The organism is Massilia sp. 9096 (assembly GCF_000745265.1).
Taxonomy (GTDB): Bacteria; Pseudomonadota; Gammaproteobacteria; order Burkholderiales; family Burkholderiaceae_D; genus Telluria.
In genome coordinates this window covers 5,258,272-5,282,208 of record NZ_JQNN01000001.1, presented here as the reverse complement: position 1 = coordinate 5,282,208, position 23,937 = coordinate 5,258,272, and the positions used below count along the sequence as shown (strand labels likewise).

At 66.5% G+C, this 23,937-nt stretch carries 31 protein-coding genes; 13 read left to right on the top strand and 18 right to left on the bottom strand.

All coding sequences use genetic code 11. The features are described 5' to 3' along the window. Positions 1-15 precede the first annotated feature (15 nt). From FA90_RS23090 to FA90_RS23080, 3 genes are read left to right on the top strand one after another with little or no spacing between them, the layout of a single operon-like run. Complete coding sequence (locus FA90_RS23090; RefSeq protein ID WP_239700918.1) at positions 16-1,131, top strand: sensor histidine kinase; 1,116 nt, start codon at positions 16-18, stop codon at positions 1,129-1,131. Next, complete coding sequence (locus FA90_RS23085; protein WP_036172949.1) at positions 1,128-1,928, top strand: LytTR family DNA-binding domain-containing protein; 801 nt, start codon at positions 1,128-1,130, stop codon at positions 1,926-1,928. Before FA90_RS23090 ends, FA90_RS23085 begins: the two co-directional genes overlap by 4 nt. After that, positions 1,928-3,097, top strand: a complete 1,170-nt coding sequence (locus FA90_RS23080; protein WP_051972031.1) for an acyltransferase — start codon at positions 1,928-1,930, stop codon at positions 3,095-3,097. The genes FA90_RS23085 and FA90_RS23080 overlap by 1 nt, the downstream gene beginning before the upstream one ends. A gap of 59 nt (positions 3,098-3,156) precedes the next feature. On the opposite strand, the gene FA90_RS23075 is transcribed toward FA90_RS23080, so the two are convergent. The 6 genes from FA90_RS23075 to FA90_RS23050 all read right to left on the bottom strand — a co-directional run bounded on the left by FA90_RS23075 (position 3,157) and on the right by FA90_RS23050 (position 8,310). After that, a complete protein-coding gene (locus FA90_RS23075) occupies positions 3,157-4,212 on the bottom strand; it encodes an AI-2E family transporter (RefSeq protein WP_036172946.1) in 1,056 nt (351 codons plus the stop codon). Between the two features lie 39 nt (positions 4,213-4,251). Then, positions 4,252-4,875 (bottom strand): SCO family protein, encoded by a 624-nt coding sequence (locus FA90_RS23070; RefSeq protein WP_036172943.1) that lies wholly within the window; start codon positions 4,873-4,875, stop codon positions 4,252-4,254. Between the two features lie 17 nt (positions 4,876-4,892). Beyond that, the gene (gene cyoE, locus FA90_RS23065) at positions 4,893-5,789 is read right to left on the bottom strand and encodes a heme o synthase (RefSeq protein ID WP_036172940.1); all 897 of its coding nucleotides are present in this window, start codon (positions 5,787-5,789) and stop codon (positions 4,893-4,895) included. Further along, a complete protein-coding gene (locus tag FA90_RS23060) occupies positions 5,786-6,943 on the bottom strand; it encodes a heme A synthase (RefSeq protein ID WP_036172937.1) in 1,158 nt (385 codons plus the stop codon). The genes cyoE and FA90_RS23060 overlap by 4 nt, the downstream gene beginning before the upstream one ends. Before the next feature lie 10 nt (positions 6,944-6,953). Beyond that, the gene (locus FA90_RS23055; protein ID WP_156116906.1) at positions 6,954-7,532 is read right to left on the bottom strand and encodes a redoxin domain-containing protein; all 579 of its coding nucleotides are present in this window, start codon (positions 7,530-7,532) and stop codon (positions 6,954-6,956) included. 67 nt (positions 7,533-7,599) lie between these two features. Next, positions 7,600-8,310 carry an SURF1 family protein gene (locus FA90_RS23050; RefSeq protein ID WP_307172442.1) on the bottom strand — a complete coding sequence of 237 codons (711 nt, stop codon included), beginning with the start codon at positions 8,308-8,310 and terminating at the stop codon, positions 7,600-7,602. Positions 8,311-8,405: 95 nt separating this feature from the next. Between FA90_RS23050 and FA90_RS23045 the strand changes: the two genes are divergently transcribed. Continuing rightward, a complete protein-coding gene (locus FA90_RS23045) occupies positions 8,406-8,606 on the top strand; it encodes a twin transmembrane helix small protein (RefSeq protein ID WP_036172931.1) in 201 nt (66 codons plus the stop codon). A gap of 1 nt (position 8,607) precedes the next feature. On the opposite strand, the gene FA90_RS23040 is transcribed toward FA90_RS23045, so the two are convergent. The 7 genes from FA90_RS23040 to FA90_RS23015 form a co-directional block, all read right to left on the bottom strand. After that, positions 8,608-9,489 (bottom strand): cytochrome c oxidase subunit 3, encoded by an 882-nt coding sequence (locus tag FA90_RS23040; protein WP_036172928.1) that lies wholly within the window; start codon positions 9,487-9,489, stop codon positions 8,608-8,610. Positions 9,490-9,593: 104 nt separating this feature from the next. After that, positions 9,594-9,815: a DUF2970 domain-containing protein gene (locus tag FA90_RS23035; RefSeq protein ID WP_036172926.1), complete on the bottom strand. Its 222-nt coding sequence runs from the start codon at positions 9,813-9,815 to the stop codon at positions 9,594-9,596. Beyond that, positions 9,796-10,374, bottom strand: coding sequence for a cytochrome c oxidase assembly protein (locus FA90_RS23030; protein WP_036172924.1), 579 nt, complete (start codon positions 10,372-10,374; stop codon positions 9,796-9,798). Before FA90_RS23030 ends, FA90_RS23035 begins: the two co-directional genes overlap by 20 nt. 1 nt (position 10,375) lies before the next feature. Continuing rightward, positions 10,376-10,519 carry a cytochrome oxidase small assembly protein gene (locus FA90_RS27040; RefSeq protein WP_197065344.1) on the bottom strand — a complete coding sequence of 48 codons (144 nt, stop codon included), beginning with the start codon at positions 10,517-10,519 and terminating at the stop codon, positions 10,376-10,378. Positions 10,520-10,540: 21 nt separating this feature from the next. Further along, entirely contained in the window at positions 10,541-12,148 is a 1,608-nt protein-coding gene (gene ctaD, locus FA90_RS23025) for a cytochrome c oxidase subunit I (protein ID WP_036172922.1), read from the bottom strand. A 33-nt stretch (positions 12,149-12,181) separates the two neighbouring features. Next, positions 12,182-13,375, bottom strand: a complete 1,194-nt coding sequence (gene coxB, locus FA90_RS23020) for a cytochrome c oxidase subunit II (protein WP_036172920.1) — start codon at positions 13,373-13,375, stop codon at positions 12,182-12,184. 332 nt (positions 13,376-13,707) lie between these two features. After that, positions 13,708-14,613: a methyltransferase domain-containing protein gene (locus FA90_RS23015; RefSeq protein ID WP_036172918.1), complete on the bottom strand. Its 906-nt coding sequence runs from the start codon at positions 14,611-14,613 to the stop codon at positions 13,708-13,710. A gap of 69 nt (positions 14,614-14,682) precedes the next feature. Here FA90_RS23015 and FA90_RS23010 point away from each other — a divergent pair, with 69 nt between their 5' ends. Together FA90_RS23010 and trmL are read left to right on the top strand one after the other, a co-directional pair. Beyond that, on the top strand, positions 14,683-15,456 hold the full coding sequence (locus FA90_RS23010) for a ComF family protein (protein ID WP_036172916.1): 774 nt from the start codon (positions 14,683-14,685) through the stop codon (positions 15,454-15,456). A gap of 15 nt (positions 15,457-15,471) precedes the next feature. Then, positions 15,472-15,942, top strand: a complete 471-nt coding sequence (trmL, locus tag FA90_RS23005) for a tRNA (uridine(34)/cytosine(34)/5-carboxymethylaminomethyluridine(34)-2'-O)-methyltransferase TrmL (protein WP_036172915.1) — start codon at positions 15,472-15,474, stop codon at positions 15,940-15,942. A 3-nt stretch (positions 15,943-15,945) separates the two neighbouring features. On the opposite strand, the gene FA90_RS23000 is transcribed toward trmL, so the two are convergent. Further along, positions 15,946-16,506, bottom strand: coding sequence for a lipocalin family protein (locus FA90_RS23000; RefSeq protein WP_051972030.1), 561 nt, complete (start codon positions 16,504-16,506; stop codon positions 15,946-15,948). An 81-nt stretch (positions 16,507-16,587) separates the two neighbouring features. Further along, entirely contained in the window at positions 16,588-16,944 is a 357-nt protein-coding gene (locus tag FA90_RS22995; RefSeq protein WP_036172912.1) for a cupin domain-containing protein, read from the bottom strand. A 68-nt stretch (positions 16,945-17,012) separates the two neighbouring features. On the opposite strand from FA90_RS22995, the gene FA90_RS22990 reads away from it, so the two are divergent. After that, on the top strand, positions 17,013-17,879 hold the full coding sequence (locus FA90_RS22990; protein ID WP_156116814.1) for an AraC family transcriptional regulator: 867 nt from the start codon (positions 17,013-17,015) through the stop codon (positions 17,877-17,879). Here FA90_RS22990 and rfaE2 read toward each other — a convergent pair. Together rfaE2 and FA90_RS22980 are read right to left on the bottom strand one after the other, a co-directional pair. Then, entirely contained in the window at positions 17,860-18,342 is a 483-nt protein-coding gene (gene rfaE2, locus FA90_RS22985) for a D-glycero-beta-D-manno-heptose 1-phosphate adenylyltransferase (RefSeq protein ID WP_036172909.1), read from the bottom strand. The two genes, FA90_RS22990 and rfaE2, sit on opposite strands and share 20 nt — an antisense overlap. A 37-nt stretch (positions 18,343-18,379) precedes the next feature. Further along, positions 18,380-19,567: a PilT/PilU family type 4a pilus ATPase gene (locus FA90_RS22980; protein WP_036172906.1), complete on the bottom strand. Its 1,188-nt coding sequence runs from the start codon at positions 19,565-19,567 to the stop codon at positions 18,380-18,382. Positions 19,568-19,718: 151 nt separating this feature from the next. Between FA90_RS22980 and FA90_RS22975 the strand changes: the two genes are divergently transcribed. Beyond that, the gene (locus tag FA90_RS22975) at positions 19,719-20,669 is read left to right on the top strand and encodes a hydrogen peroxide-inducible genes activator (RefSeq protein ID WP_036172903.1); all 951 of its coding nucleotides are present in this window, start codon (positions 19,719-19,721) and stop codon (positions 20,667-20,669) included. Between the two features lie 26 nt (positions 20,670-20,695). Here FA90_RS22975 and FA90_RS22970 read toward each other — a convergent pair whose 3' ends face one another. After that, positions 20,696-21,166, bottom strand: coding sequence for a hypothetical protein (locus FA90_RS22970; RefSeq protein WP_036172900.1), 471 nt, complete (start codon positions 21,164-21,166; stop codon positions 20,696-20,698). A 138-nt stretch (positions 21,167-21,304) separates the two neighbouring features. Between FA90_RS22970 and ubiA the strand changes: the two genes are divergently transcribed. The 5 genes from ubiA to FA90_RS22945 are packed head-to-tail and all read left to right on the top strand — an operon-like array spanning position 21,305 to position 23,850. Next, positions 21,305-22,159, top strand: a complete 855-nt coding sequence (ubiA, locus tag FA90_RS22965; protein WP_036172897.1) for a 4-hydroxybenzoate octaprenyltransferase — start codon at positions 21,305-21,307, stop codon at positions 22,157-22,159. Between the two features lie 39 nt (positions 22,160-22,198). Then, positions 22,199-22,519: a YqjD family protein gene (locus tag FA90_RS22960; RefSeq protein WP_036172894.1), complete on the top strand. Its 321-nt coding sequence runs from the start codon at positions 22,199-22,201 to the stop codon at positions 22,517-22,519. Then, positions 22,520-22,939, top strand: a complete 420-nt coding sequence (locus FA90_RS22955) for a phage holin family protein (protein WP_051972029.1) — start codon at positions 22,520-22,522, stop codon at positions 22,937-22,939. Continuing rightward, positions 22,932-23,234: a hypothetical protein gene (locus FA90_RS22950; protein WP_156116813.1), complete on the top strand. Its 303-nt coding sequence runs from the start codon at positions 22,932-22,934 to the stop codon at positions 23,232-23,234. The genes FA90_RS22955 and FA90_RS22950 overlap by 8 nt, the downstream gene beginning before the upstream one ends. A gap of 16 nt (positions 23,235-23,250) precedes the next feature. Then, positions 23,251-23,850 carry a hypothetical protein gene (locus FA90_RS22945; protein ID WP_036172889.1) on the top strand — a complete coding sequence of 200 codons (600 nt, stop codon included), beginning with the start codon at positions 23,251-23,253 and terminating at the stop codon, positions 23,848-23,850. Positions 23,851-23,937: the final 87 nt, after the last annotated feature.

Below are 23,937 nucleotides of genomic sequence, written 5' to 3'. Positions count from 1 at the left end.
CTCCGGAAGCCCCGCGTGAAAGACCCCGCGCCACCGCTCGTCCCCGTCCTCGCCGCGCTGCCGGTGGCCGTCTGCATGGCGATCCTGGGCCTGCCGGCGATCGGCCACGGTCATGCAGTCACCTTCCGCACCCTGTTCTTCGTCGCCTGCATGGCCTGGCTCGTGCCGCTGGCGCTGCTCCAGCGCGCGCTGTGGCGGCGCGAATGCTCGCTGGCGCTGACGGGGCTGGTGCTGCTGGTTGCGACCTACGCGATGTCGGTCGCGAATTCCCTGCTCGGCCAGCGCGTGGAGATCGGACTCGGCCTCGCGACCCGCTACCAGTGGGCCGACCTGGTGCGCGGCCTGGACAGCTGCTGGCTGGCCCTGATCGCCTTCTGCGCGATGCACGCGGTGGCGGTCTACTACCTGTCGCTGCAGCGCGCCCAGCTGCGCCTGGCGCAGGCGCTGGCGCACGCGCGCGAGGCCGAGCTGCGCGCCCTGCGCCTGCAGGTCAATCCGCACTTCCTGTTCAACACGCTCAACGCGGTCTCGGCGCTGGTGGCGAGCGGCTCCGGGCGCGACGCCACGCGCATGATCGCGCGCGTGTCCGACTTCCTGCGCGCCGCGCTGGTCCACGACGGCCGCCACGAACACGCGCTGGCCGAGGAGCTGGCGCTGCTAGACGCCTATCTCGACATCGAAAAAGTCCGCCTGGGCGAGCGCCTGCGCTTGACGATGGCGGCCGGTCCCGACGTGCTCGACGCCGCCGTGCCCTACCTGGTACTGCAGCCGCTGGTCGAGAACGCGATCCGCCACGGCATCGCCCCGCTCGGCGTGGCGGGCCGGCTCGACGTCCGCGTCGAGCGCGACGGCGCGCGCCTGCGCATCGAGGTGGTCAACGATGGCCGTCCTCCAACCGCCGCCGATGCCGAGCCGGGCGCCGGCATCGGCCTGGCCAACGTCGCCGAGCGCCTGCGCCACCTGTACGGCATGGAAGGCCGGTGCGAGGCCGGCTGGCGCGGCAATGGGCGCTTCCACGTGCGGCTCGTACTGCCGCTGCGGCTATTGCCGTTGCAGCCATTGCCGTTGCAGCCATTGCCGTTGCAGCCGATGCCGCTGCAGGCCGCGCCGCCGCAACGGGCCGCCGCATGACGCCGGCCCCGATCCGCGTCGCCATCGTCGACGACGAGCCGCTGGCCCGCCTCGCGCTCAAGGTGCGCCTGGCCGGGCGGCCCGGCTTCGAGCTGGTCGCCGAATATGGCGATGGCGATGCCGCCGCCGCCGGGCTGGCCGAGGTGCGTGCGGACCTGGCGCTGGTCGACGTCGAGATGCCCGGCCGCAGCGGCCTCGAGGTCTTGCGCGCGCTGCCGCGCGAGACGCGCCCGATGGCGATCCTGGTCACCGCCTACGACGGCTTCGCGCTGCAGGCGTTCGACCTGGCCGCGCTCGACTACCTGCTCAAACCGCTCGACGACGAGCGCCTCGACGAGGCGCTGGACCGCGCGCGGCTGGCCTTTCCGTGGCGGCGCGCAGGCGTGGCGCCGGGCGCGCGGCCCACACTGGAACGGCAGGCCTGGACCCGCACGTTCACGGTCCGCGCGGGCGCGCGCACGGTGCTGGTCCCGGCCGAGGACGTCGAACGCATCGACGCCGACGGCGACTACGCGACGCTGCACGCCGGCGGCAAGACGTATCTGGTGCGCGAACGCCTGCACACGCTGGCGCTTCGGCTCGACCCGGACTGCTTCCAGCGCGTGCACCGCTCGAGCATCGTGCGCATCGACATGGTCGCGGAGCTGCGCGCGCTGACCAACCGCGACGCCCTGCTGCGCCTGCGCGACGGCACGCTGGTGCGCGCCAGCCGCACCTACATGCCGGCGCTGCAGGAGGCGCTGGCGCGCCACGCCGGCATCGACCTCTCGCAACCTGCCCTCGCAAGGACCGCCTGATGCATCCGCAACACCTGCCGCACAACGAGACCGCGCGCCTGCGCGGCCTGGACCTCCTGCGCGCCGCCGCCATCGTGCTGGTCATGATGTCGCACTACGCCGGCTTCGTCGCCGGGGCGCCGGTCTTCGGCGCGCTCGGCGCGGTCGGCTGGGCCGGCGTCGACCTGTTCTTCGTGCTGAGCGGCTACCTGATCGGCAACCAGCTGCTGGCCCCGGTCGCGCGCGGCGAGACGCTGTCGCTGAAGGTGTTCTTCGCGCGCCGCCTGCTGCGCACGCTGCCGAATTATTACGTGGTGCTGGCGGTGTACGTGCTGTTGCCGCATTCTCCGATCGCCGGCTCCACGCTGCCGCCGCTGTGGAAGATGCTGACCTTCACGCAGAACATCGGCCTGGCCTATGGGCAGACCTTCAGCCACTCCTGGTCGCTGTGCATCGAGGAGCAGTTCTACGTGGTGTTGCCGCTGGCGGTGCTGGCGTTTGCGCGGCTGAAGCGCTCGCCGCGCCTGGCCTGGTGCGTGCTGGGCGGCGCCATTTTGTTCGGCGTCGCCGCGCGCGCCGTCGCCTGGCTGGACTATGGCCACGAGGCATTCAGCGCCGAGGTGTACTACTCGAGCTTCGGCCGTTTCGACGAGCTGCTGCCGGGCGTGGCCATCGCCATGCTGCGCAACTTCCATCCAGCCACCTTCGCGCGCCTGCAGCGCCACGCCAACCGCCTGCTCGCGATCGGCTTGGCGCTGAGCATCGCGGTGCTGACCTGCATCCGCCACGACTGGCCGTCGCTCGGCGTCGCCAGCATCTTCGGCTTCTCGCTGCTGGCGATCGGCTTCGGCTTGATGACCTGCGCCGCCCTTACCCCGGCCTGCCTGCTGAACCGCATCCGCGTGCCGGGCGCGGCGCAGCTGGCGCTGTGGTCGTACGCGGTCTACCTGGCGCACAAGCCGGTGTTCATGGCGCTGCGTCCGTGGTGCGAGCGCATGCACGTCGATACCCACGCGCCACTGGTCATCCTCGCGATCATGGCGGTGGCGGTGTTTGCGGGCTGGGTGCTGTACCGTGTGGTGGAGACGCCGTTCATGCGCCTGCGCGCGCGCTGGTATCCGGGCAATCGCACGCTGCCGTCACCCACTGCAGCGCTGACCGAAGCACCGGCGGCGCTGCGGGCGCGCTGACAGCCCGTCATCCGCCGCTGCTGCGCTGAGTCTGCGTCAGGACCGCATCACCGGGACCGTCACCCCTGCCGGTCCTGGCGCACGATCGGATCGCGCGTTTCGGTCCAGCCGCTGAGCAGCGCGTAGCCGACCGCCAGCAGCGTCGGGCCGATGAAGATGCCGACCACGCCGAAGGCGATCACGCCGCCCAGCACGCCCAGGAAGGTCAGCAGGAACGGCAGGCTGGAGCCGCGGCTGATCAGGATCGGGCGGACCACGTTGTCGACGCCGCTGATGCAAAAAAAGCCCCATACCAGCATGAACACGCCCCAGCCGGCGCGCCCTTCGGCGAACAGCCACAGCGCCGCCGCGCCCCAGATCGCCGGCGGACCGAGCGGAATCAGGGACGTCACGAACACCAGCGCCGACAGCAGCGCCACGCCCGGCACCCCGGCCAGCGCGAAGCCGAAGGCCGCCACCAGCGCCTGCGCCAGCGCGGTGCCGAGCAGGCCGTACATCACGCCGCGCACGGTCTGGGCGACGATCGTGTCGACCGATTCGGCCTGCTCGCCCATCAAGCGCCGCATGGCCGCCATCGACACGCTGCGCAGCGCCTCGCCGTCGCGGTAAAAGAAAAAACTGACGAAGGCGGCCAGGATCATCTGCACGATGCCGGCGCCGAGGATCAGGCCGCCGGAAAACAGGGTGTGGCGCGCCGGTTCGACCATGCGCCGCGCCAGCGCCATCATGCGCTCGCGGCTGGCGACCAGCTGGCGCAGGTAATCGTCGAACTGCTGGCCGACCAGCGGGATGTCGCGGATCCATTGCGGGGGCAGCAGCTCGCCCTGGTCCAGCGCGGCGCGTATGGCCTCGAAAGCCTGGGCGATGCTATCGGCCAGGCGGTAGGCGACCAGGGCCAGCGGTACGATCACCAGCAGGGTCAGGCTGAGCGTCATGGTCAGCGCGGCCAGGCTGCGCCGGCCTTTGAAGCGGCGCAGCAGCCTGAGGTAGAGCGGCCAGGACGAAATCGCGACCGCCGCGGCAAACAGCATCGCGGGAAGAAATGGCCGCAGGACGATGAGGCAGCCGGCGGTCAGCAGCAGGACGGCGCCGGCGCGGGCATAGCTTTTTTCCATGCCACTTCCGGCGCGTCGCCGCGCCGCAAAGCCGAGATGTCAGGATAATAGCTGACGGATGTCGTGCACGATTGAGTCGGCGCTCTGGTCGCGCTTGATGTACAGGCGCAGGTGGCCGTCGCGGTCGTACACGTAGGTGCCGGCCATGTGATCGATGGTGTAGGTTTTCGGGTCTTCGCCCGGCACCTTGGCGTAGAACACCTTGAAGTCCTTGGCCGTCTGCTTGGTCTGCTCAGGCGTGCCGCGCAGGCCGATGAAGCGCTTGTCGAAGGCCGGCACGTACTGGGCCAGCAGCTGCTGGTTGTCGCGCTCGGGGTCGAGGGTGATGAACAGCACCTGCACCTGGTCGGCCTGGGGTCCCAGCTTTTGCATCACCTGGGCCAGCTCGGCCATCGTGGTCGGGCACACGTCCGGGCACTGGGTGTAGCCGAAGAAGACCAGCGCCACCTTGCCCTTGAAGTCGGCCAGCGTGCGCGGCTTGCCGGTGTGGTCGACCAGCGAAAAGCCCTTGGCGTAGTCGAGGCCAGAGACGTCGGTGCTCTGGAAGCTGGGCGCCGGCCTGGCGCTGGCGGCGCCGCTGCCGGCACTGCTGGCGGTCTTGTCGCAGCCGGCCAGGTTGAAGGTGAACGCGCAGGCGACAAGGACGGACAGCAGCTTTTTCATAGATCAGTATTTGCGCATCAAAACTTAAAATAGTGGTCGACCAGCAGCGCCGCGAACAGCAGCGACAGGTAGACGATCGACCAGGCGAAGGCCTTGCGCGCGATCTGGTCGCTGTAGTGCTTGTGGATCAGCCAGCCGTAGCGCAGGAACACGGCGTTCAGCGCGACCGCCGCCGCCAGGTAGACCAGGCCGCTCATGCCGACCGCGAACGGCAGCAGCGAGCAGGCCGCCAGCGCGATGGAATACAGCCAGACCTGCAGGCCGGTGTACTTCATGCCGTGCGTGACCGGCAGCATCGGCAGGCCGGAGCGGACGTAATCGTCGCGGCGATACATCGCCAGCGCCCAGAAGTGCGGTGGGGTCCAGACGAAGATGATCAGCACCAGCAGCCAAGCCTGCATCGGCACGTGGTTGGCGACTGCGGCCCAGCCCAGCGCCGGCGGCATCGCACCGGACAGCCCGCCGATCACGATGTTCTGCGGCGTGTTGGGTTTCAAAAGAATCGTGTAGATCAGCGCATAGCCGACGAAGGTCACGAAGGTCAGCCACATCGTGAGCGGATTGACCATCGCGTACAGCACGCCCATGCCGGCCCCGCCGATGATGGCCGAGAAGATCAGCGTCTGCGTGGTCGAGAGTTCGCCCATGGCGGTCGCGCGGCGCGCGGTACGCGCCATGCGGGCGTCGATCTCGGCCTCGATCAGGCAGTTGACGGCGAAGGCGGCGCCGGCCAGCAGCCAGATGCCGAGCGTCGCCCAGAACAGCACGTGCCAGCCGGGGAAGCCGTCGGTGGCGAGGAACATGCCGATCACGGCGCAGAACACGGCCAGCTGCGTCACGCGCGGCTTGGTCAATGCCCAGTATTGCGCGATCCGATTGGACGGAGGTTTGTGGGTAGCGGTTTGGGTAATCATGAGTGACTCGCAGACGCGGCGCTCTGAAATTGCGGCGCTGGCCGGGTGCGATCAAGTTGATGCTGTACCTTGTAGTTTAACATGGTCACCAGCGAGACAAGGAGGGCCGCCCCCGCATTGTGCAGCACGGCGACCACAAGCGGGAAGTTCAGGAACACGGTGGCGATGCCGGTCAGTGCCTGGATGACAAGCACCAGCGCCATGTTGCGCGCGGTCTTGTGCAGATTCGGCAAGCGCCAGGCGCGCCAGGCGGTCCAGCCCAGCACCAGCACGACGACGGCGGCAAAATTGCGGTGCACCCAGTGGATCGCGGTCAGCGCCTGGAACGGCAGGTAGTCGCCGGCGGCGTCGCGGCCCAGCGCGCGCCACAGCGTGAAGCCGCGCTCGAAGTCCATCGGCGGCATGACTTGTCCATTACACAAGGGGAAGTCGCTGCAGGCCAGGGTCGCGTAATTGGTGCTGACCCAGCCGCCCAGGAACAGCTGCACCAGCAGGACCGCGGCCGACAGCCAGGCCAGCGGGCGCAGGCGCCGTAGCGCCGCCACCTGCTCGAAGCTCAGCGCCGTCGTCTTCGGCTGCCCGACGGTGTCGACGCGCCCGCCCATCCAGACCGCCAGCGCCAGCAGCGTCATCCCGAACAGCAGGTGCAGCGTGACGATGATCGGCTGCAGCTTCATGGTCACGGTCCAGGCGCCGAACGCGCCCTGCACGCACACCCACAGCAGCAGGATGCCCGGCAGAGTGGGCTTGTACGCGCGCACGCGCGTGCGCCCCCAGCGCCGCCAGCAGGCGACCAGCAGTGTGATGATCAGGAAGCCGATGCCCATCGCCAGGAAGCGGTGGATCATCTCGATCCAGGCCTTCATCTTCGTGACCGGGCCGGTCGGCAGCAGCGCCTCGGCGGCGGCGATGTGGGCATGCGCCAGGAAGGGATTGGCTTCGCCGTAGCAGCCCGGCCAGTCGGGGCAACCGAGGCCGGAGTCGGTCAGGCGCGTGAAGCCGCCGAACACGATCAGGTCGAACGTGACGAAGGCGATCGCCCAGGCCAGCTTGTGCAGCTTGTTGGTCCCGGTCGCGGAGCGGATCAGGATGAGCGGCACGCAAGCCGCGAGCAGCCCGGTGAGGGCCAGTAATACGAAATCCGAAACGTGCATGGTGTCGATGTCAGCCGATGGCCGAGGCCTTCAGCAGTTTGTTGAGGTCCTTGTAGACCTTCTGCATGTGCAGATGGGTCTGGGCGGGGTTGGGGTCTTTCGGGAACACCATCATCAGGTGGCCGAGCGGGTCGATCACGTAGATGTGGTCGGTGATGCTGGTGCCGGCGTCGACCGGCAGCCAGGCCGCGACCGCCTGCGGATCGGCGCGCAGCATGTGCGTGCCGTCGTACTCGCGGATCACCATGGTATCGAGCGGCTGCCGGTCGGTGATCAGCCAGACGCGCTCGATGCGGTTCATTTCCTTGCCCTGCATCGTGCGCAGCTGGCGCAGCGCGAACAGCTGCTTCTGGCAGGCGTCCGGGCAGTCGCCGGGGGCCGCCATCAGGATGACCCATTTGCCCTTGAACTGTTCCAGCGCCTGCGGCCTGCCGTCCAGCGTGGTGGTGTGCAGCGCGGCCGGGATCGGATGGGTGCGCGCGTCGATGAAGCCGCCGTAGTTGTTGCGCTTTTCCGGCTTGATCACGTAAAAGGTCAGGTACGACGCGATGATCGGCGCCGCGCAGACCAGCAGCACGAGCCACAGCATGCGGCGGCCGCGCTTGACGGCGCTCGGGGAAGACGGCGCGATCGGCTTCGCACCGGGGCTTGCCGGGTCAGGCTGCTGCGGGTTTGCTTGCACGTCGAAATCCTGTTATCACATAAAAAAGAAACGCCATCGTCGCCAGGCCGTACCACTGGACCGCGTAGCCGCGGTGGCGCGCGATGTCGACGCCGGGCGCGGGCCAGTTGCGCACCAGTGGCGTGCTGCCCGCCCCATTCGCGGCGCCGGCGGCGATGTCGGCCCCCGTCTGCTCCAGCACGATGGGCTGGAAATCGAAGCCGGTGACGCGCGCGATGTCTGACGGCTCGGCGTTCTGCACGATGGCGCCAGGGTGCAGCGGCGCCGGCGCGCCGAGCTGCATCACGCGCGCCGGACGCAATACCGCGATGCCTTCGATCCGGCGCGGGCCGGCCGGCGTCGAAAACGCCGGGACGCTGCCGTACTCGGCGCGGCGCGGCAGCCAGCCGCGTTCGACCAGGACGTATTTGTTCGTCGCGCCATCGGCACCCGTTATTTTAAACGGCATCAGCAAAACGAATCCGCTGCGGCCCCCGTTTGGCCGATTGTCGAGGAACACCGGCCAAGTGGGGACGAATTCGCCGGTAACAATGACGCGGCGAAATTCGACGGCGGCCGGGTCGACCGCCTCGCGGCCCAGCACCAGCGGCGGCGCGGCGCGGCGTACGTCGAGGCGGCTTTGCAGCGCCGTCTTCTCGGCGGCGCGGCGGGTCTGCCAGTTACCGAGCAGGACGCCGAGCGCCACCAATAACACCGTGACAATGAAGGGAATGGGTCGAAATCGGAAGCGCGGTCGCATTACAATAAAGCCTCACCTTTTCGTGTCAGGATAGGCAAGCCATGAAAATCGTCGTCGCCGTCGCTTTCGTGCTCATCATCGGCAGCCTGGCCTCTGCCTTGTTCTTCCTGATGCGCGACCGCGGCCGCAGCAACCGCACCGTGCAGGCCCTGGCCACCCGGGTCGGCTTGTCGATCACCCTGTTCCTGCTGGTGCTGTTCTCGTACAAGATGGGCTGGATCCAGCCGACCGGGCTGCGATAATTTATAGCCAGTAGACCACGATGTACAGGCCGAGCCAGACCACGTCGACGAAGTGCCAGTACCAGGCCGCGCCCTCGAAGCCGAAGTGGTTCTCGGGCGTAAAATGGCCGCGCAGCACGCGATAGAGTATCACCGACAGCATGATGGCGCCGAGCGTCACATGGAAGCCATGGAAGCCGGTCAGCATGAAGAAGGTCGAGCCGTAGATGCCCGAGGTCAGCTTCAGGTTCAGTTCGGTGTAGGCGTGGTGGTATTCGAAGGCCTGGAAGCCCATGAAGATCGCGCCCAGCAGGATGGTGGCGAACAGAAAGAGCGCGCTCCTGGCGCGATGGCCGGCGCGCAGTGCGTGGTGGGCGATGGTCAGCGTGACGCCCGAGGTCAGCAGCAAGGCGGTGTTGATGGTCGGGATCGGGAACGGTCCCATGACGTTGAACTGTTCGACCGTGCCGGCCGGGCCGGTGTTGCCCCAGTGGCCGGCGAAGTCCGGCCAGATGATCTTGTGGTCGAGGTCGGACAGCCAGGGCATCGACACCGCACGCGCGTAGAACAGCGCGCCGAAGAAAGCCCCGAAGAACATGACCTCGGAGAAGATGAACCAGCTCATCGACCAGCGGTAGGACAAATCGATGCGCTCGCCGTACTGGCCGGATTCGGATTCGCCAATGGCGTCGCCGAACCAGAAGTACAGCACCAGCAGCATCGCCAGGATGCCGGCGATGCACACGCCCGGGCCCCAGCCGGTGCCGTTGACCCAGCCGGCGGCGCCGGCCATGGTGACCAGCATCGACAGGCCGCCCGCCAGCGGCCACCTCGACGGCCCGGGGACGAAATAATACGGCGCGGTATGTGATGGCGCGGATGGCGCAGTATGTGGCGAACTCATTCTCATCTCCTCAATCAAGCATATTGTCGAATTCCGGTTGCTGCCCTGCGGTCCAGCGGATTCTCGTTGCCATGCTGCTTGTCCTGTGAAGCTTGTTGCTGAACTTAACCCCGCGCCACCGCGATGCGCACCAGCACGACCAGCACGCCGATGAACAGCGCCACCCCGACCAGCGCGGCGACGATCAGGTGCAGCGGATTCAGGTGCGCCGCGTCGTGCTCGTAGTCCTTGCGCTTGCGCACGCCGAAGAAGGACCAGAACACGGCGCGCATGGTCGCGCCGAAGCCGGCCTTGCGCGGCGCCGGCTTATCCCGGTCCGCGTCCATCGCTCGCTCGCGCCGCGACCGCGCCCCCGATCTCGAAAAACGTGTACGACAAGGTAATGTCCTTCACTTCGCGCGGCAAGCCGGGATCGATGAAGAACACCACCGGCATCTGGCGCGCCTCGTGCGGGCCGAGCACCTGCTCGCGGAAGCAGAAGCATTCGACCTTCTTGAAGAACGGCGTCGCCGACTGCGGTGCATAACTCGGGATCGCCTGCGCCTTGACCGCGCGCCCCTGGGTGTTGACGACTTCGTAGACCACCGTCGTCATCGCCCCCGGATGCACGGCGACGCTGCGCTGGGTCGGGCGGAAGCGCCACGGTCCCTGGGCATTGCCGTCCAGCTCGACGGTGACGGTACGCGTCATGTCGATCTGGGTGTTGGCCGGGCGTATCACGGTGCCGTCCTTCTGCGTCAGCACGTTGATGCCGAGTACTTCGCACACCTGGCGATAGACCGGCACCATCGCATAGCCGAAGCCGAACATGATGAAGGCCACCACCACCAGCTTGGTAAAGGTGCTGCGGTTGAGCAGCAAGCGGCCGCTGGACTCGGCGTTCATGTCAGCCGAGCCACAGCCGCTTGACGAACAGCAGCACGAAGAAGAACAGGGCCAGCGCCGCCAGCAGCAGGCCGGTGCGCAGGTTGTTCGGCTTGGGCCGCGGTTCGACGTGGGATTCGACCTGCTGTTCAGTGCGATCGTTCATGATGCCCTCCCTGGCGCCGGCTTACTTCACCAGCGGCGGGTTTTCGAAGGTGTGGAACGGCGCCGGGCTCGGCACGGTCCACTCCAGGCCCTCGGCGCCTTCCCACGGCTTGGCTTCGGCCTTGGCGCCGCCGCGGATGGTCGGAATCACCACGAACAGCAGGAAGTAGACCTGGGTGATGCCGAACAGGAACGCGCCGATCGAGACGATCTGGTTGAAGTCGGTGAACTCCACGGCATAGTCGGCGTAGCGGCGCGGCATGCCGGCCAGGCCCAGGAAGTGCATCGGGAAGAAGGTCACGTTGAACCAGATCAGCGAATTCCAGAAGTGGAACTTGCCGCGCCCTTCCGGATACATGTGGCCGGTCCACTTGGGGGCCCAGTAATAGAAACCGGCGAACAGCGCGAACAGCGAGCCGGCCACCAGCACGTAGTGGAAGTGGGCGACCACGTAATAGGTGTCCTGCACCTGGATGTCGATCGGGGTGACGGCCAGGATCAGGCCGGTGAAGCCGCCCATCGTGAACACGAAGATGAAGCCGACCGCGAACAGCATCGGCGTCTCGAAGGTCATCGAGCCCTTCCACATGGTCGCGACCCAGTTGAACACCTTCACGCCGGTCGGCACCGCGATCAGCATGGTGGCGTACATGAAGAACAGCTGGCTGGTCACCGGCATGCCGGTGGTGAACATGTGGTGCGCCCAGACGATGAAGGACAGGATCGCGATCGAGGCGGTCGCGTACACCATCGAGGCATAGCCGAACAGGGGTTTGCGCGCAAAGGCCGGGATGATCTGCGAGATGATGCCGAAGGCCGGCAGGATCATGATGTAGACCTCGGGGTGGCCGAAGAACCAGAAGATGTGCTGGTACATCACCGGATCGCCGCCGCCGGCCGCGTTGAAGAACGAGGTGCCGAAGTGGCGGTCGGTCAGCGTCATGGTGATCGCGCCGGCGAGCACTGGCATCACCGCGATCAGCAGGTAGGCGGTGATCAGCCAGGTCCAGCAGAACATCGGCATTTTCATCAGCGTCAGGCCGGGCGCGCGCATGTTCAGGATCGTGACGACGATGTTGATCGAGCCCATGATCGACGAGGCGCCCATGATGTGCAGCGCGAAGATCGCCATGTCCATGCCCGGGCCCATCTGGGTGGAGAGCGGCGCGTACAGCGTCCAGCCGGCCGCGGTGGCGCCGCCCGGCACGAAGAACGAACTGGCCAGCAGCAGGCCGGCGGGCGGCAGCAGCCAGAATGAAAAATTGTTCATGCGCGCGAACGCCATGTCGGACGCGCCGATCTGCAGCGGGATCATCCAGTTGGCGAAGCCGACGAAGGCCGGCATGATCGCGCCGAACACCATCACGATGCCGTGCATGGTGGTCAGCTGGTTGAAGAACTCGGGGCGGAAGAACTGCAGGCCGGGCTGGAACAGCTCGGTGCGGATCAGCAGCGCCAGCACCCCGCCCGAGAGCAGCATGGTGAACGAGAACCACAGGTACAGCGTGCCGATGTCCTTGTGGTTGGTGGCGAACAGCCAGCGGCGCCAGCCGTGCGGGTGTGCGTGCGAATCGTGGCTGCTCAGGTCGTGGTTGCCGTCGTGTGCGTGATCGAGAGTGCTGGAAGTCATGTCGGAGTCCTGGTCGTTACCTGAATCGATCGATTACTTGCCGCGCGCAGCCAGCACTTCGGCCGGTTGTACGATGTTTTCCTGGGCCTTGTTGGTCCAGTTATTGCGGGTAAAAGTGATGACCGAGGCGATCTCGGTATCGGACAGTTGCTTCCAGGCCGGCATGGCCGACGGGTATTTGCCGCTGTGCTTGCCGTTCAGCAGCACGTTGATCTGGTCGCCCTTCGGGCCGAGCACGACCGGCGAGCCGACCAGCGCGGCGAACGCGCCCGGCACGCCCTGGCCGCTGGCCTGGTGGCAGGCCACGCAGTTGGTCGAGTACACCTGCTGGCCCTTGGTCTTGAGCTCGTCGATGGTCCAGATCTTGTTCGGGTCTTCGGCCAGCGCGGCCATTTTCTTTTTCTGGTCGGCCACCCAGGCGGAATAATCGGCGCTGGATAACACCTTCACGACGATCGGCATGAAGGCGTGCTCCTTGCCGCACAGTTCGACGCAGTTGCCGCGGAAAGTGCCGGTCTGCTCGGCGCGGAACCAGGTGTCGCGCACGTAGCCGGGAATCGCGTCCTGCTTGACCGCAAATGCCGGAATCGTCCAGGAATGGATCACGTCGTTGGCGGTCAGCACCAGGCGGACCTTTTTATTGACCGGCACCACCACCGGGTTGTCGACCTCGAGCAGGTAGTTTTCGGTGCGCGGCGTGGTCGGTGCGACGCCGGGCTCGCCGATCGCGCTGCGCGGCGTGGACAGGCTGGACAGGAAGGAGATGCCCTCGCCCTCGCCTTTCAGGTAGTCGTAGCCCCATTTCCACTGCATGCCGGTGACCTTGATGGTCAGGTCGGGGTTGGAGGTGTCCTTCATCTGGACCACGGCGTGGGTGGCGGGCAGCGCCATGCCGATCACGATCAGGAAGGGAATCACGGTCCAGGCGATTTCGACGCTGGTGGATTCGTGGAACGTGGCCGGCTTGTGGCCGAGGGATTTGCGGTGCTTGAACACCGAATAGAACATGACGCCGAACACGCCGAGGAAGATGATCAGGCAGACCAGGAGCATCCAGTTGTGCAGGCTGTAGATATAGTCGGCCAGTCCGGTGGCGGGGGGCTGCATGCCGAACTGGTGCTCGACCGGCCGTCCCGTGATGTCGGGCTGGGGCCGCGCCAGGGCCGGGAGGGCCGCCGACATTGCAAGACCGAACATCAACGCTTTGAATCGTTTCGCATAAGTCATGTTGTCCCCAACCACCCAAAGAAATTGAATTTTCTTAAAACGGTCAGCAATTCCATGAACGAACCGCCGCCGCTCCGAAATCCTTTTTAGCAGGCTGCGCCGGCCCGTATGCGACGCGGCGCCAGTGCCGGCTTGCGGGAGCCGTGACTCCCTGGTGATGCTCCAACCCGTTCGACGCTACGCTTTTGTGCTTAAATTTTTAGCGCCTTTACCGCTCAGGTCGAAAAAAGTGTCTTTGATTATATCTAAATCGCTAATTTTTATTCAAGGAAAATCACCTGCTCCAAACGGCATTGCAAATGCTGCGCCGCCGTACGGCGCATGCCCGCTCACTACGGCTTGCGCGGCTGAAAACGCACGATAGCCTCGCCCGCCGCCGTGACCTTCGGCGCAGGACGGAACGCGTGGCCGTACACGACCTCGAAACTCAGCCCGAGCTTGCCGTCCGGGCGGCGCTGCGCCTCGAAGGCATCGCGCATGCGCTGCCAGGCGGCGCGTCCGACCAGGCCGCGCCGGCGCGTGGCCAGCGGGTTGCCGCCAAACGCGCGCACGTCGGCCAGCAAAGCCTCGATCGTCTCGTAGGTCACGGTGATCCGCTCCGCATCCATCACCGGCGTGGTGAAGCCGACTTCCACCAGCTGGTCGCCGAAGTCGTGCATGTCGACGAAGGGCAGCGTGTGCGGCGTTTCGTCCATCGCCGCGAAGGCGCTGCGCAGTTCGCGGAAGGTGTCCGGCCCGAAGGTCGAGAACATCAGCAGTCCATCCACGCGCAAGGCCCGGCGCCACTCCGCGAACACGCGGTCGGGCTGCGGGTGCCAGTGCAATGCCAGGTTCGACCATACGAGGTCAAGCGAGTTCGGCCCGAACGGCAGGTCCCCGAAGTCGGCGCAAACCAGGTCGATGCCGGCTTTGGCCGGGAGCAAACGGCTGAGCAGCGAGCGCGGCGCCTGGACACCGGAGGCGGCGGCCAGCATCTGCGGGGCCGCGTCGAGGCCGATGACCTGGGCGGCGGGATATTGCTTTTGCAGCTCGGCGATGTCGGCGCCCGCGCCGCAGCCGGCGTCGAGCACATGACGCGGCGAGGTCTTGACCAGCGCCAGGCGCTCGAACATGCGGCTGGCGACTTCGCGGCGCAGGAAGTCGGCGGTCGCGACGCGCTGCGGATCGGCGAACGCGCGGCGCACCTGCGCCAGGTCGATCGGCGCGCTCATCTTGGAAGGGGCTTGGGGTGAAACCATAATCGACGGCGGTCAAATGAGATAATGGCGCGAGTGTACATGATGGGCGGACAAGCTTCCGGAGGAACCATGCCCGACCATCCGTATCGCCGCTGGCGCGCCGCCGCGTCTGCCCTGCTGGCGCACTTGCTCCCATCCCATTGCGCCTTGTGCGCCATGGGCTGCGATGGCGTCGTCTGCGCGCCCTGCGCGGCCGCCTACGCGCGTCCGCGCGCGCGGTCCTGCCTGCGCTGCGCCAATCCCTTGTTCGGCCTGGCGCTGGACGGGCCGGCGCCGACGCCGGGGCTGGCACTGTGCGGCGCCTGCCGGGATTATCCGCCGGAGTTCGACGCCACCATCGCCGCGGTCGATTACGCGGCGCCGCTCGACCAGCTGGTGTTGCAGCTAAAATTCGCATCGCGCCTGGCGTTGGCGCCGTGGTTCGCGCAGAATCTGGTCGAGGCCGTGCTGGCGCGCCGTGGCATGCCGCTGCCCGACCTGCTGTGCCCTGTGCCGCTGGGTCCGGCCCGGCTGGTCGAGCGCGGTTTTAATCAGGCGCTGGAAATTGCCCGGCCTTTGTCGAAGGCGCTGGGCATCGAACTGTGCCCGACGCTGGCGGCGCGCACGACCGAAACGCAGGCGCAGTCGGGCGTGGCGCCGAGCGAGCGGGCAAGCAATATCCGCGGTGCATTCGCGGTGACGGACCCGGACCGGGTCGCCGGGCGTCACGTCGGGGTGGTCGACGACGTGATGACCAGCGGCCACACGCTGCGCGAGCTGGCGGCCACGTTCAAGCGCTTCGGCGCCGCACGCGTGACCAACCTGGTGTTCGCGCGCACGCCGCCCCGTAGTACAGCTATCTAATCAAGAGGAGTTAATGTGTTTCACGTAGTACTGGTCGAGCCCGAGATTCCGCCGAACACCGGCAACATCATCCGCCTGTGCGCCAACACCGGCGCCCAGCTGCACCTGGTCGAGCCGCTCGGCTTCCCGCTCGACGACGCCAAGATGCGCCGCGCCGGCCTCGACTACCACGATTACGCGACCATGAAGGTGCACAAGAACTGGGACGCGTTTTTGGCGCAGGCCCAACCCGACCCCACGCGCATGTTCGCGCTGACCACGCACGGCTCGTCGCCGTTCGCCGATGCCGCGTTCCGTCCCGGCGATGTATTCGTGTTTGGCGCCGAATCGCGCGGCCTCGATCCGACCCTGCGCGAATCGTTTCCGCCGGCCCAGCGCATCCGCCTGCCGATGATGCCGGGCAACCGCAGCCTGAACCTGTCGAACACGGTGGCGGTGGTGGTGTACGAGGCCTGGCGCCAGAATGGCTACGCGGGCGGAGCCTGACGCCTATTCGTCCTGCGGCGTGCGCTCGAGCCTGGACAGGTCGAACCCGCGCGCCGCCAGCCGCCCGAGCAAGGCCTGGTAGGCGGCCGGATCGACCTGGCGCGTGCGCGACAGGATCCACAGATACTTGCGACGCGGCTCGCTCACCGCCGAGAGCTGATACTTCTCGTCCAGGTCGATGACCCAGTAGTCGCCCCAGACCATCGGGATGAAGGACAGGATGGCCGGCGCGAAGCGCACTTCGAGCTTGGGCGACGCCGCGCCGCCGATCTGGCGCGCCACGCCCTCCGCGACATCCTCGCCGCCATCGGCGCGGCGGCAGCGGTTGACCACGCGCACGCGCCCGTCCTCGAGCAGGCTGTAGCCGGCGCTCGTGTTGCCGGCACATTTGCGCTGGAAGACGTTGGGGAACTTGGCGATCTCGTACCAGGTACCCATGTAGCGCTTCGCGTCGAGCGCGGCGATGGTGTCGAGCGGCTCGGCCTCGCCGCCCGCACGCGCGAGCGCCTCGCCTGCGGCGACGCCAAGTAAAAAGGTTCCGGCAATGAGGGCGAGTCTTCGCACTGGCGTTCTCGAGATGTGATGAAGTTGTCCCGACTATAAACGATCGCACGGATGGCGGGCGCAGGCGAGGACGATGCGCGCCTAGATGACCCGGCGCGGCGCCGCCGTCAGCGGATCGCCGCTGTTGGGCGTGCCGGTCGGTTCGATCAGCAGGATGTGCGCCTCGCCGTTGGCGCGTGGACGATGGCGCACGCCCTTGGGCACCACGTACAGCTGCCCGGGCGCGAGCGCGACCGTGGCGCCGTCTTCGAGATCGATCTCCAGGCTGCCCTGCAACACCAGGAAAAAGTCGTCGCTGTCCGGATGAACGTGCCAATGGTAGTCGCCGCGCAGCTTGGCGACCATCACGTCATGGCCGTTGAACAGGCTGACGGTGCGCGGCTGCCAGGCCTCGTCGAAGGTGGACAGTTTGGCGGCGAGATCGACGGGAAGGGTCATGGTGGGTTCCTCGGAATGAAAACGCCATGCTGACGTTTTCGCCGCGGGGCGTCTTGTACAATCGTTGCATGTTCCAGCACGCCGCTCCCGATCGCAACCGGGCCGACTTCACGCCGCTCGGCCACGGCACGACGCTGATGACCGCCAGCTTCGCCGATCACGCCTTCGAACGCCACAGCCACGACTGCTTCGCGGTCGGCGTGACCACCTACGGCATCCAGCGTTTTCACTGCAAGGGCACACGCCATGACAGCCGTCCCGGCGACCTGGTGCTGTTCAATCCCGACGAAGACCACGACGGCAGCCCAGGGACGACGGCAGGATTCCGCTACGCGATCTGGTATGTGCCGCAGGCGTTGGTACGCGATTGCCTGGACGCCGACGCCGGCCTGCCTGGACAGCCCTACTTCGCAGCGCCCCACGTCACCGATGCCCGGATGGCGGCGGCTTTCGGCCGGCTGACGCGCGAATTGGCCGCGGCGCCGCGCGAGTCCTTGCGCAACGAAGCGGCGATGCGCGCGCTATTGACCGGCATGCTGACGCGGCATGGCGAGCGCCCTGCCCCGCTGCGGTCGCCAAGACGCGTAAATGCGGCCTGCCTGGACAGGGTCAAGGATTACATCCACGCCCATTCCCAGCGCGACTTGAACAGCGCCGAACTCGCCGAGGTGGCCGGCCTGTCGCGCGCCCACCTGAGCCGCGCCTTCAGCGCCGCCTTCCACGTCCCGCCGCACGTCTACCTGAATGCGGTGCGGGTGGCGCGGGCCCAGGCCTTGATCCGCGCCGGCATCCCGCTGGCGGCGGTCGCGCTCGAATGCGGCTTCGCCGACCAGAGCCACTTCAACCGCCGCTTCAAGGGCAGCGTCGGCGTCGCGCCGGGCGACTGGCGGCGCATGGTGTGCGCCAACGAGCGGCTCAGGCCCCGAACTGCCTGATCCTGGCCACCAGCTTGGTGGTCGAGCGGTCGTGCGCGAAATCGATCGCGACCGCCTTGCCGCCCTGGGCGATGACTTCCTTGCCTTCCGGGATCTGGTCCATCACGTAGTCGCCGCCCTTGGCGTAGATCTCGGGGCGCGCTTCCTGCACCACTTCCAGGGCGGTGTCCTCGTCGAATTCGACCACCAGGCTGACCGATTCCAGCGCGGCCAGCACGGCCATCCGGTCAAGCATCGTGTTCAAGGGCCGGTCGTCGCCCTTGCCGAGGCGCTTGACCGAGCCGTCGGTGTTCACGGCCACCACCAGCGAAGCGCCCAGCGCGCGCGCCTGCGCGAGGTAGGTCACGTGGCCGCGGTGCAGGATGTCGAAGACGCCGTTGGTGAGCACCACCGGCTTGGGCAGTGCCGCGACGCGTTCCTTCAAGGTGGCGCGGGTGCAGAGTTTTTGTTCGAAGTTGGGCATGAGACGAAGCGCTGGCGATCAAAACGCGGAGTGTAACTTAGTTCGCCCCCGGCGCATCCGCTTGCGGCTCGTCCATCAGCATCGACAGCTCGGCCGGCCGGCCGGCGCCGCCCTCGCCCGGCCCCTTGCGCTCGCCCGACAGCTTGATCTGCAGGCGCAGGCCGTTGGCCGAGTCGGCGTTGCGGATCGCCTCGTCGTAGCCGATATAGCCCTTGTTGTAGAGCTCGAACAAGGCCTGGTCGAAGGTGCACATGCCCAGTTCGCGCGACTTGGCCATGATCTCCTTGATGTTCTGGAAGTTCCCTTTCAGGATCATCTCGCCGATGGTCGGCGTGTTCAACAGGATCTCGATCGCCGCCTTGCGGCCCTTGCCATCCTCGGTGCGGACCAGGCGCTGCGAGACGATCGCGCGCAGGTTCGACGACAGGTCCATCAGCAGCTGGTTGCGCCGCTCTTCCGGGAAGAAATTGATGATCCGGTCCATGGTCTGGTTGGCGTTGTTGGCGTGCAGCGTGCCCAGGCACAGGTGGCCGGTCTCGGCGAATGCGATCGCGTGTTCCATCGTTTCCGTGTCGCGGATCTCGCCGATCAGGATCACGTCCGGCGCCTGGCGCAGCGTGTTCTTCAGCGCGTTGTGCCAGGACAGCGTGTCGACGCCGACTTCGCGGTGCGTCACCAGGCAATTCTTGTTCTTGTGGACGTACTCGACCGGGTCCTCGACCGTGATGATGTGGCCGGCCGAGTTGCTGTTACGGTAGTCGATCATCGCCGCCAGCGTGGTCGACTTGCCGGAACCGGTGCCGCCGACGACCAGCACCAGGCCGCGCTTGGTCATAACGACATCTTTCAACACGTCGGGCAGGTCGAGTTTCTCGAAGCTCGGGATTTCGGAGGCGATGGTACGCACCACCATGCCGACGCTTTGCTGCTGCACGAAGACGTTGACGCGGAAGCGGCACACGCCCGGCAGCGATATCGCGAAATTACACTCCATCTCGGCTTCGAACTCGGCGCGCTGGCGCTCGTTCATCAGGGCCAGCGCGAGCGCGCGCGTGACCTCGCCGGACAGGCGCTGGTTGGACAGCGGCTTCATGGAACCCTGGTGCTTCATGCTGGGTGGGAAATCCGACGCGATGAACAGGTCAGAACCGCCCTGCTGGTGCATGACGGTCAGCAGCTTGTGCATGTAAGCCTGGGCTTCCGCCGGGCCGAAGGTCGAGGACATGGGGCTTCCAATTTATGAAGTCAAAATATTAACCGGAGGCAACATCTCCAGCCCGGCCATTATATCGGCAGGTTTAACGGTAAAATAGTGGTTGTTTGCTCAACTTTACGGAAAGTGTGTCGTCCAGAACACGCTTTCCACCCCGATGCCCATGACTCTGACAGAACTGAAATACATCGTTGCCGTCGCGCGCGCCAGACACTTCGGACACGCAGCCGAAGCGTGCTTCGTCGCCCAGCCAACCCTGTCGGTGGCCATCAAGAAGCTCGAAGACGAGCTGGGCGTCACGCTGTTCGAGCGCGGCGGCTCGGAAGTCTCGGTCACGCCATTGGGCGCGCAGATCGTCGCCCAGGCCGAGCGCGTGCTGGAGCAGACCGCGGCGATCAAGGAACTGGCCAAGCAAAACAAGGATCCGCTGGCCGGCCCGCTGCGCCTGGGCGTGATCTACACGATCGGCCCCTACCTGCTGCCGCCGCTGGTAAGAAACCTGATCGACAACGTGCCGCAGATGCCCTTGCTGCTGCAGGAAAACTTCACGGTGAAGCTGCTCGACCTGCTGCGCCAGGGCGAACTCGATGCCGCGATCATGGCCCTGCCCTTGCCCGAACACGGCATGGCGGTGCAGCCGCTGTACGACGAACCCTTCGTGGTGGCGATGCCGAAAAACCATCCGTGGGCCGGGCGCAAGGCCATCTCGGCCGAAGACCTGAAAACCGAGAACATGCTGCTGCTGGGCGCCGGCCACTGCTTCCGCGACCAGGTGCTCGAGGTGTGTCCGGAGATGGCGCGCTTTTCGTCCTCGGCCAACAACAGCAACGGCATGCAGCGCACCTTCGAGGGCTCGTCGCTGGAAACGATCCGCCACATGGTCGCCAGCGGCATCGGCCTGACCGTGCTGCCGCGCGCCTCGGTGCCGGACATGAAGGATCCGAACGGCATGCTGCGCTTCGTGCCGTTCGAGGAACCGGCGCCGTCGCGCCGCGTGGTGATCGTCTGGCGCAAGAGTTTTACGCGCCGCGCCGCCATCGAGGCGGTGGTGAACGCCGTGGCCGACTGCAAGCTGCCGGGCGTCGACATGGTCAAGCTGCAAGCCGCGGCCTGAACCTGGCGAGCGGTTTAGCGGCGGTCTCAGCGGCCAGGAGGCGCGCCCGGCACGATGCAGGCCGTCACGTTCGGCGCCGGATGCGCCAGGGTGTCGACCAGGTCGGCGCCATGCTGCGGCAGCGTGGCGCTCGACACGCAGCGCGACGCCGCCCAGGTCGAGCCGGCCTGCTTGAATTCCATCGTCTGCACCGAATAGCCGCGCCCGCCCTGCTCGACCGCCACCAGCGCCGTGTCGCCTTTGAGGACACCGAGCGCGAAGCGGCGCCCTGGCACGCCGTCGATCATGATGTCGCTGGGGTTGAAGCGGCCGTCGCGGTCGGCGATGCCGCCCTCGTCCGGCGCCAGGCCGGCGCCCAGCAGCACCTGCACCCCGGCCGGCAGCTCGCGCAGCGATTGCGCCTCGACCCAGCGGGCATCGTCGCGCTGGGCGGCAGACGCCGCACTGCAACAGCCGATGCCGATGGCCGCCGCGACTGCGATTCTCGCAAACTGCATGAATGTCTCCCGTCTATGTCGTAAAGCCCGCATCCTAGCCGCGCCGAGTCCGTCATACCTTGTGCATGGTCGATCGTACGCCATGAACAGGCTAGAATCCTGTTTTTGCAAGTTTTCAACTAATTCAACCGAGACACCATGAACAAGCTGGCGCTGTACTTCCGCCTGATCCGGGCCGACAAGCCGATCGGCATCCTGCTGCTCCTGTGGCCCACGCTGTGGGCGCTGTGGATGGCGTCCGGCGGCCATCCCGATCCGACGATCGTGGTCATCTTCGTGCTCGGCACCGCGCTGATGCGCTCGAGCGGCTGCGCCATCAACGACTACGCCGACCGCGACTTCGACCGCCACGTCAAGCGCACCGTCGACCGTCCGATCACCAGCGGCCGCATCAAGGGCTGGGAAGCCGTCATGGTCGCCGCGGTGCTCGCGATCGTCGCCTTCCTGTTGATTCTACCGCTGAACGCCCTGACCAAGCAGCTGTCGGTGGTGGCCGTGATCGTGGCCGGCAGCTACCCTTATTTCAAGCGCTTCTTCGCGATTCCGCAGGCCTATCTCGGCATCGCCTTCGGCTTCGGCATCCCGATGGCTTTCGCGGCGGTGCAGGACCGCGTGCCGGCCGTGGCCTGGTGGCTGCTGGTGGCGAACGTGTTCTGGGCGGTCGCCTACGACACGGAGTATGCGATGGTCGACCGCGACGACGACATCAAGATCGGCATGCGCACCTCGGCCATCACGTTCGGCCGCTACGACGTGTTCGCCGTGATGGTCTGCTATGCGGCTGCGCTGGGCATCGACCTGGCGTGCGGCTGGCTGCTCGGGCTGCGTTGGTGGTTCGTGGCCGGCGTCGCGGTGGCGGCCGGCATGGCGCTCTGGCACTACACCCTGATCCGCGGACGCGACCGCATGCGCTGCTTTGCTGCGTTCCGTCATAACAACTGGCTGGGGGCCGCACTATTCATTGGTGTCGCGCTGGACTATGCATTAAGATAATATTGTCAAAATACATAACTAACTAAAAGGTTTCTGATCATGATCGAAAAAATCCCGACCCAGAGCGGCACCCGCGACCAGCTGCTGTCCGACCTGAAAACCGTCATCCAGGACGCCGAATCCTGGCTGCGCAACAGCGGCACGCTGACCGGCGAAGAATTCAAGGCCGCCAAGGCCAAGTTCGAGCGCACCCTGGTCAAGGCCAAGGACGACATCGTCCGCAGCCAGGAAGCCGTGGTCGAGAAGACCAAGGTCGCGGCCAAGGCCACCGACGAATTCGTCACCGAGAATCCGTGGAAAGCAGTCGGCATCGGCGCCGCGGTCGGCGTCGTGATCGGCCTGCTGATCGCGCGTAAGTAAGTGGCTATCCTGGCGGCTGCGGGCCGCATTGCTGCAACCGTGGTCGCCATGGTCGGCACGCGGCTCGAACTGGCCGCGGTCGAATTCCAGGAAGACGCGCGGCGCCTGCTCGGCGCCCTCGCATGGACGCTGCTGGCGCTGTTCCTGGCCTGCAGCGCGCTGCTGTTCGTCGCCCTGTTCGTCATCGTCCTGTTCTGGGACAGCTTCCGCCTGCAGGCCGTGGCAGGTGTGGCGATCGTGTTCGGCCTGGGCGCCGCGCTGATCCTCATGAAAGTGCGCGCCGGCATGAAGGCGCAATCATCGCTGTTTTCAAACACGCTGGCCGAACTGCGCAGCGACGTCGCTTACCTGCGCGGGCATGCCGTCCCCACGACGACGCATGCCGCAGCCGACGCCGACGCTGGAGCGCATCATGGATAAACCTTCACTGGCCGAGCGCCGCAAGCAACTGGTCGAGCGCTGCGCCGAGCAGCGCACCAGCCTGGCCTACGAGCTCAAGGCGCTGCAGCCGTCCCAGGTGGGCGCCGAGATGCTGGCCGAGCACCCCGTGGCCGGCTATGTCGTCGCAAACAGGAAGATGGTGCTGGGCGTGCTCGGCGCCGGCGCGGTCGCGGCGCTGATCGGGCGCAAGCGGCTGGGCGGACTGGCCGGCATCGCCGGCACGCTGCTGCGCAGCTGGGGCACGATCCGCGGCTTGCTGGGGATGCTGGGCTAAGCTCCGGAACCGAGCCATGGTCGTGGCACTGCTCATCCTCGTACCATGCGCCATCGCCGCCCTGGTCGCCCTGCTGCGGCCGTTATTCCTGCTGCTGCGCAAGGCCGACATCGATGACGTACAGCGCACTACCGCGCGGCGGCAGGCGCTGTTCAGCGGCTTCATCATCGCGTGCGCGCTGGCCTGGCTCTGGGGCCTCTCGTTCGCCGGGCATGCGTCTAACAAGGTCACCATCATTGCCGCGCTGCTCTGCATGGGCATGCTGACGTTGGCCACGTACCGCGTCAAGCCGCTGCTGCCCGTCTCGATCCTGGCGACGCTGGCCTGGCTGATCGCCTTGCTGGCCGTGGTCCTGCTGATGCTCACCGGCTACCGTACGACTGTGGCTCTAGGCGATGGCCTGTACTGCAGCGAAACCAACGTCAGTTCCTTAGGCGAATCGAGCCAAATCCTGGAGATCTTCCGGCGCCACCTGTTCATCGACCAGCGTCTTTACACGTTCACTTATGAAGATCCGCACGAGGCTTTGCAACCCATGCCCGGACAGCCGGACGCGCCTGCGCGCTGCCGGGCCCTGCTCCACCCCGACTGGCGCCCCGCGCAACCGGTCCGCTAGCGGCGCGTCGATCTATTGCAGGCATTCAAAGTAACGCCACGTACATAGGCGTCCGTATAGGATCAGGCATCCACATCCTTAGCGGGT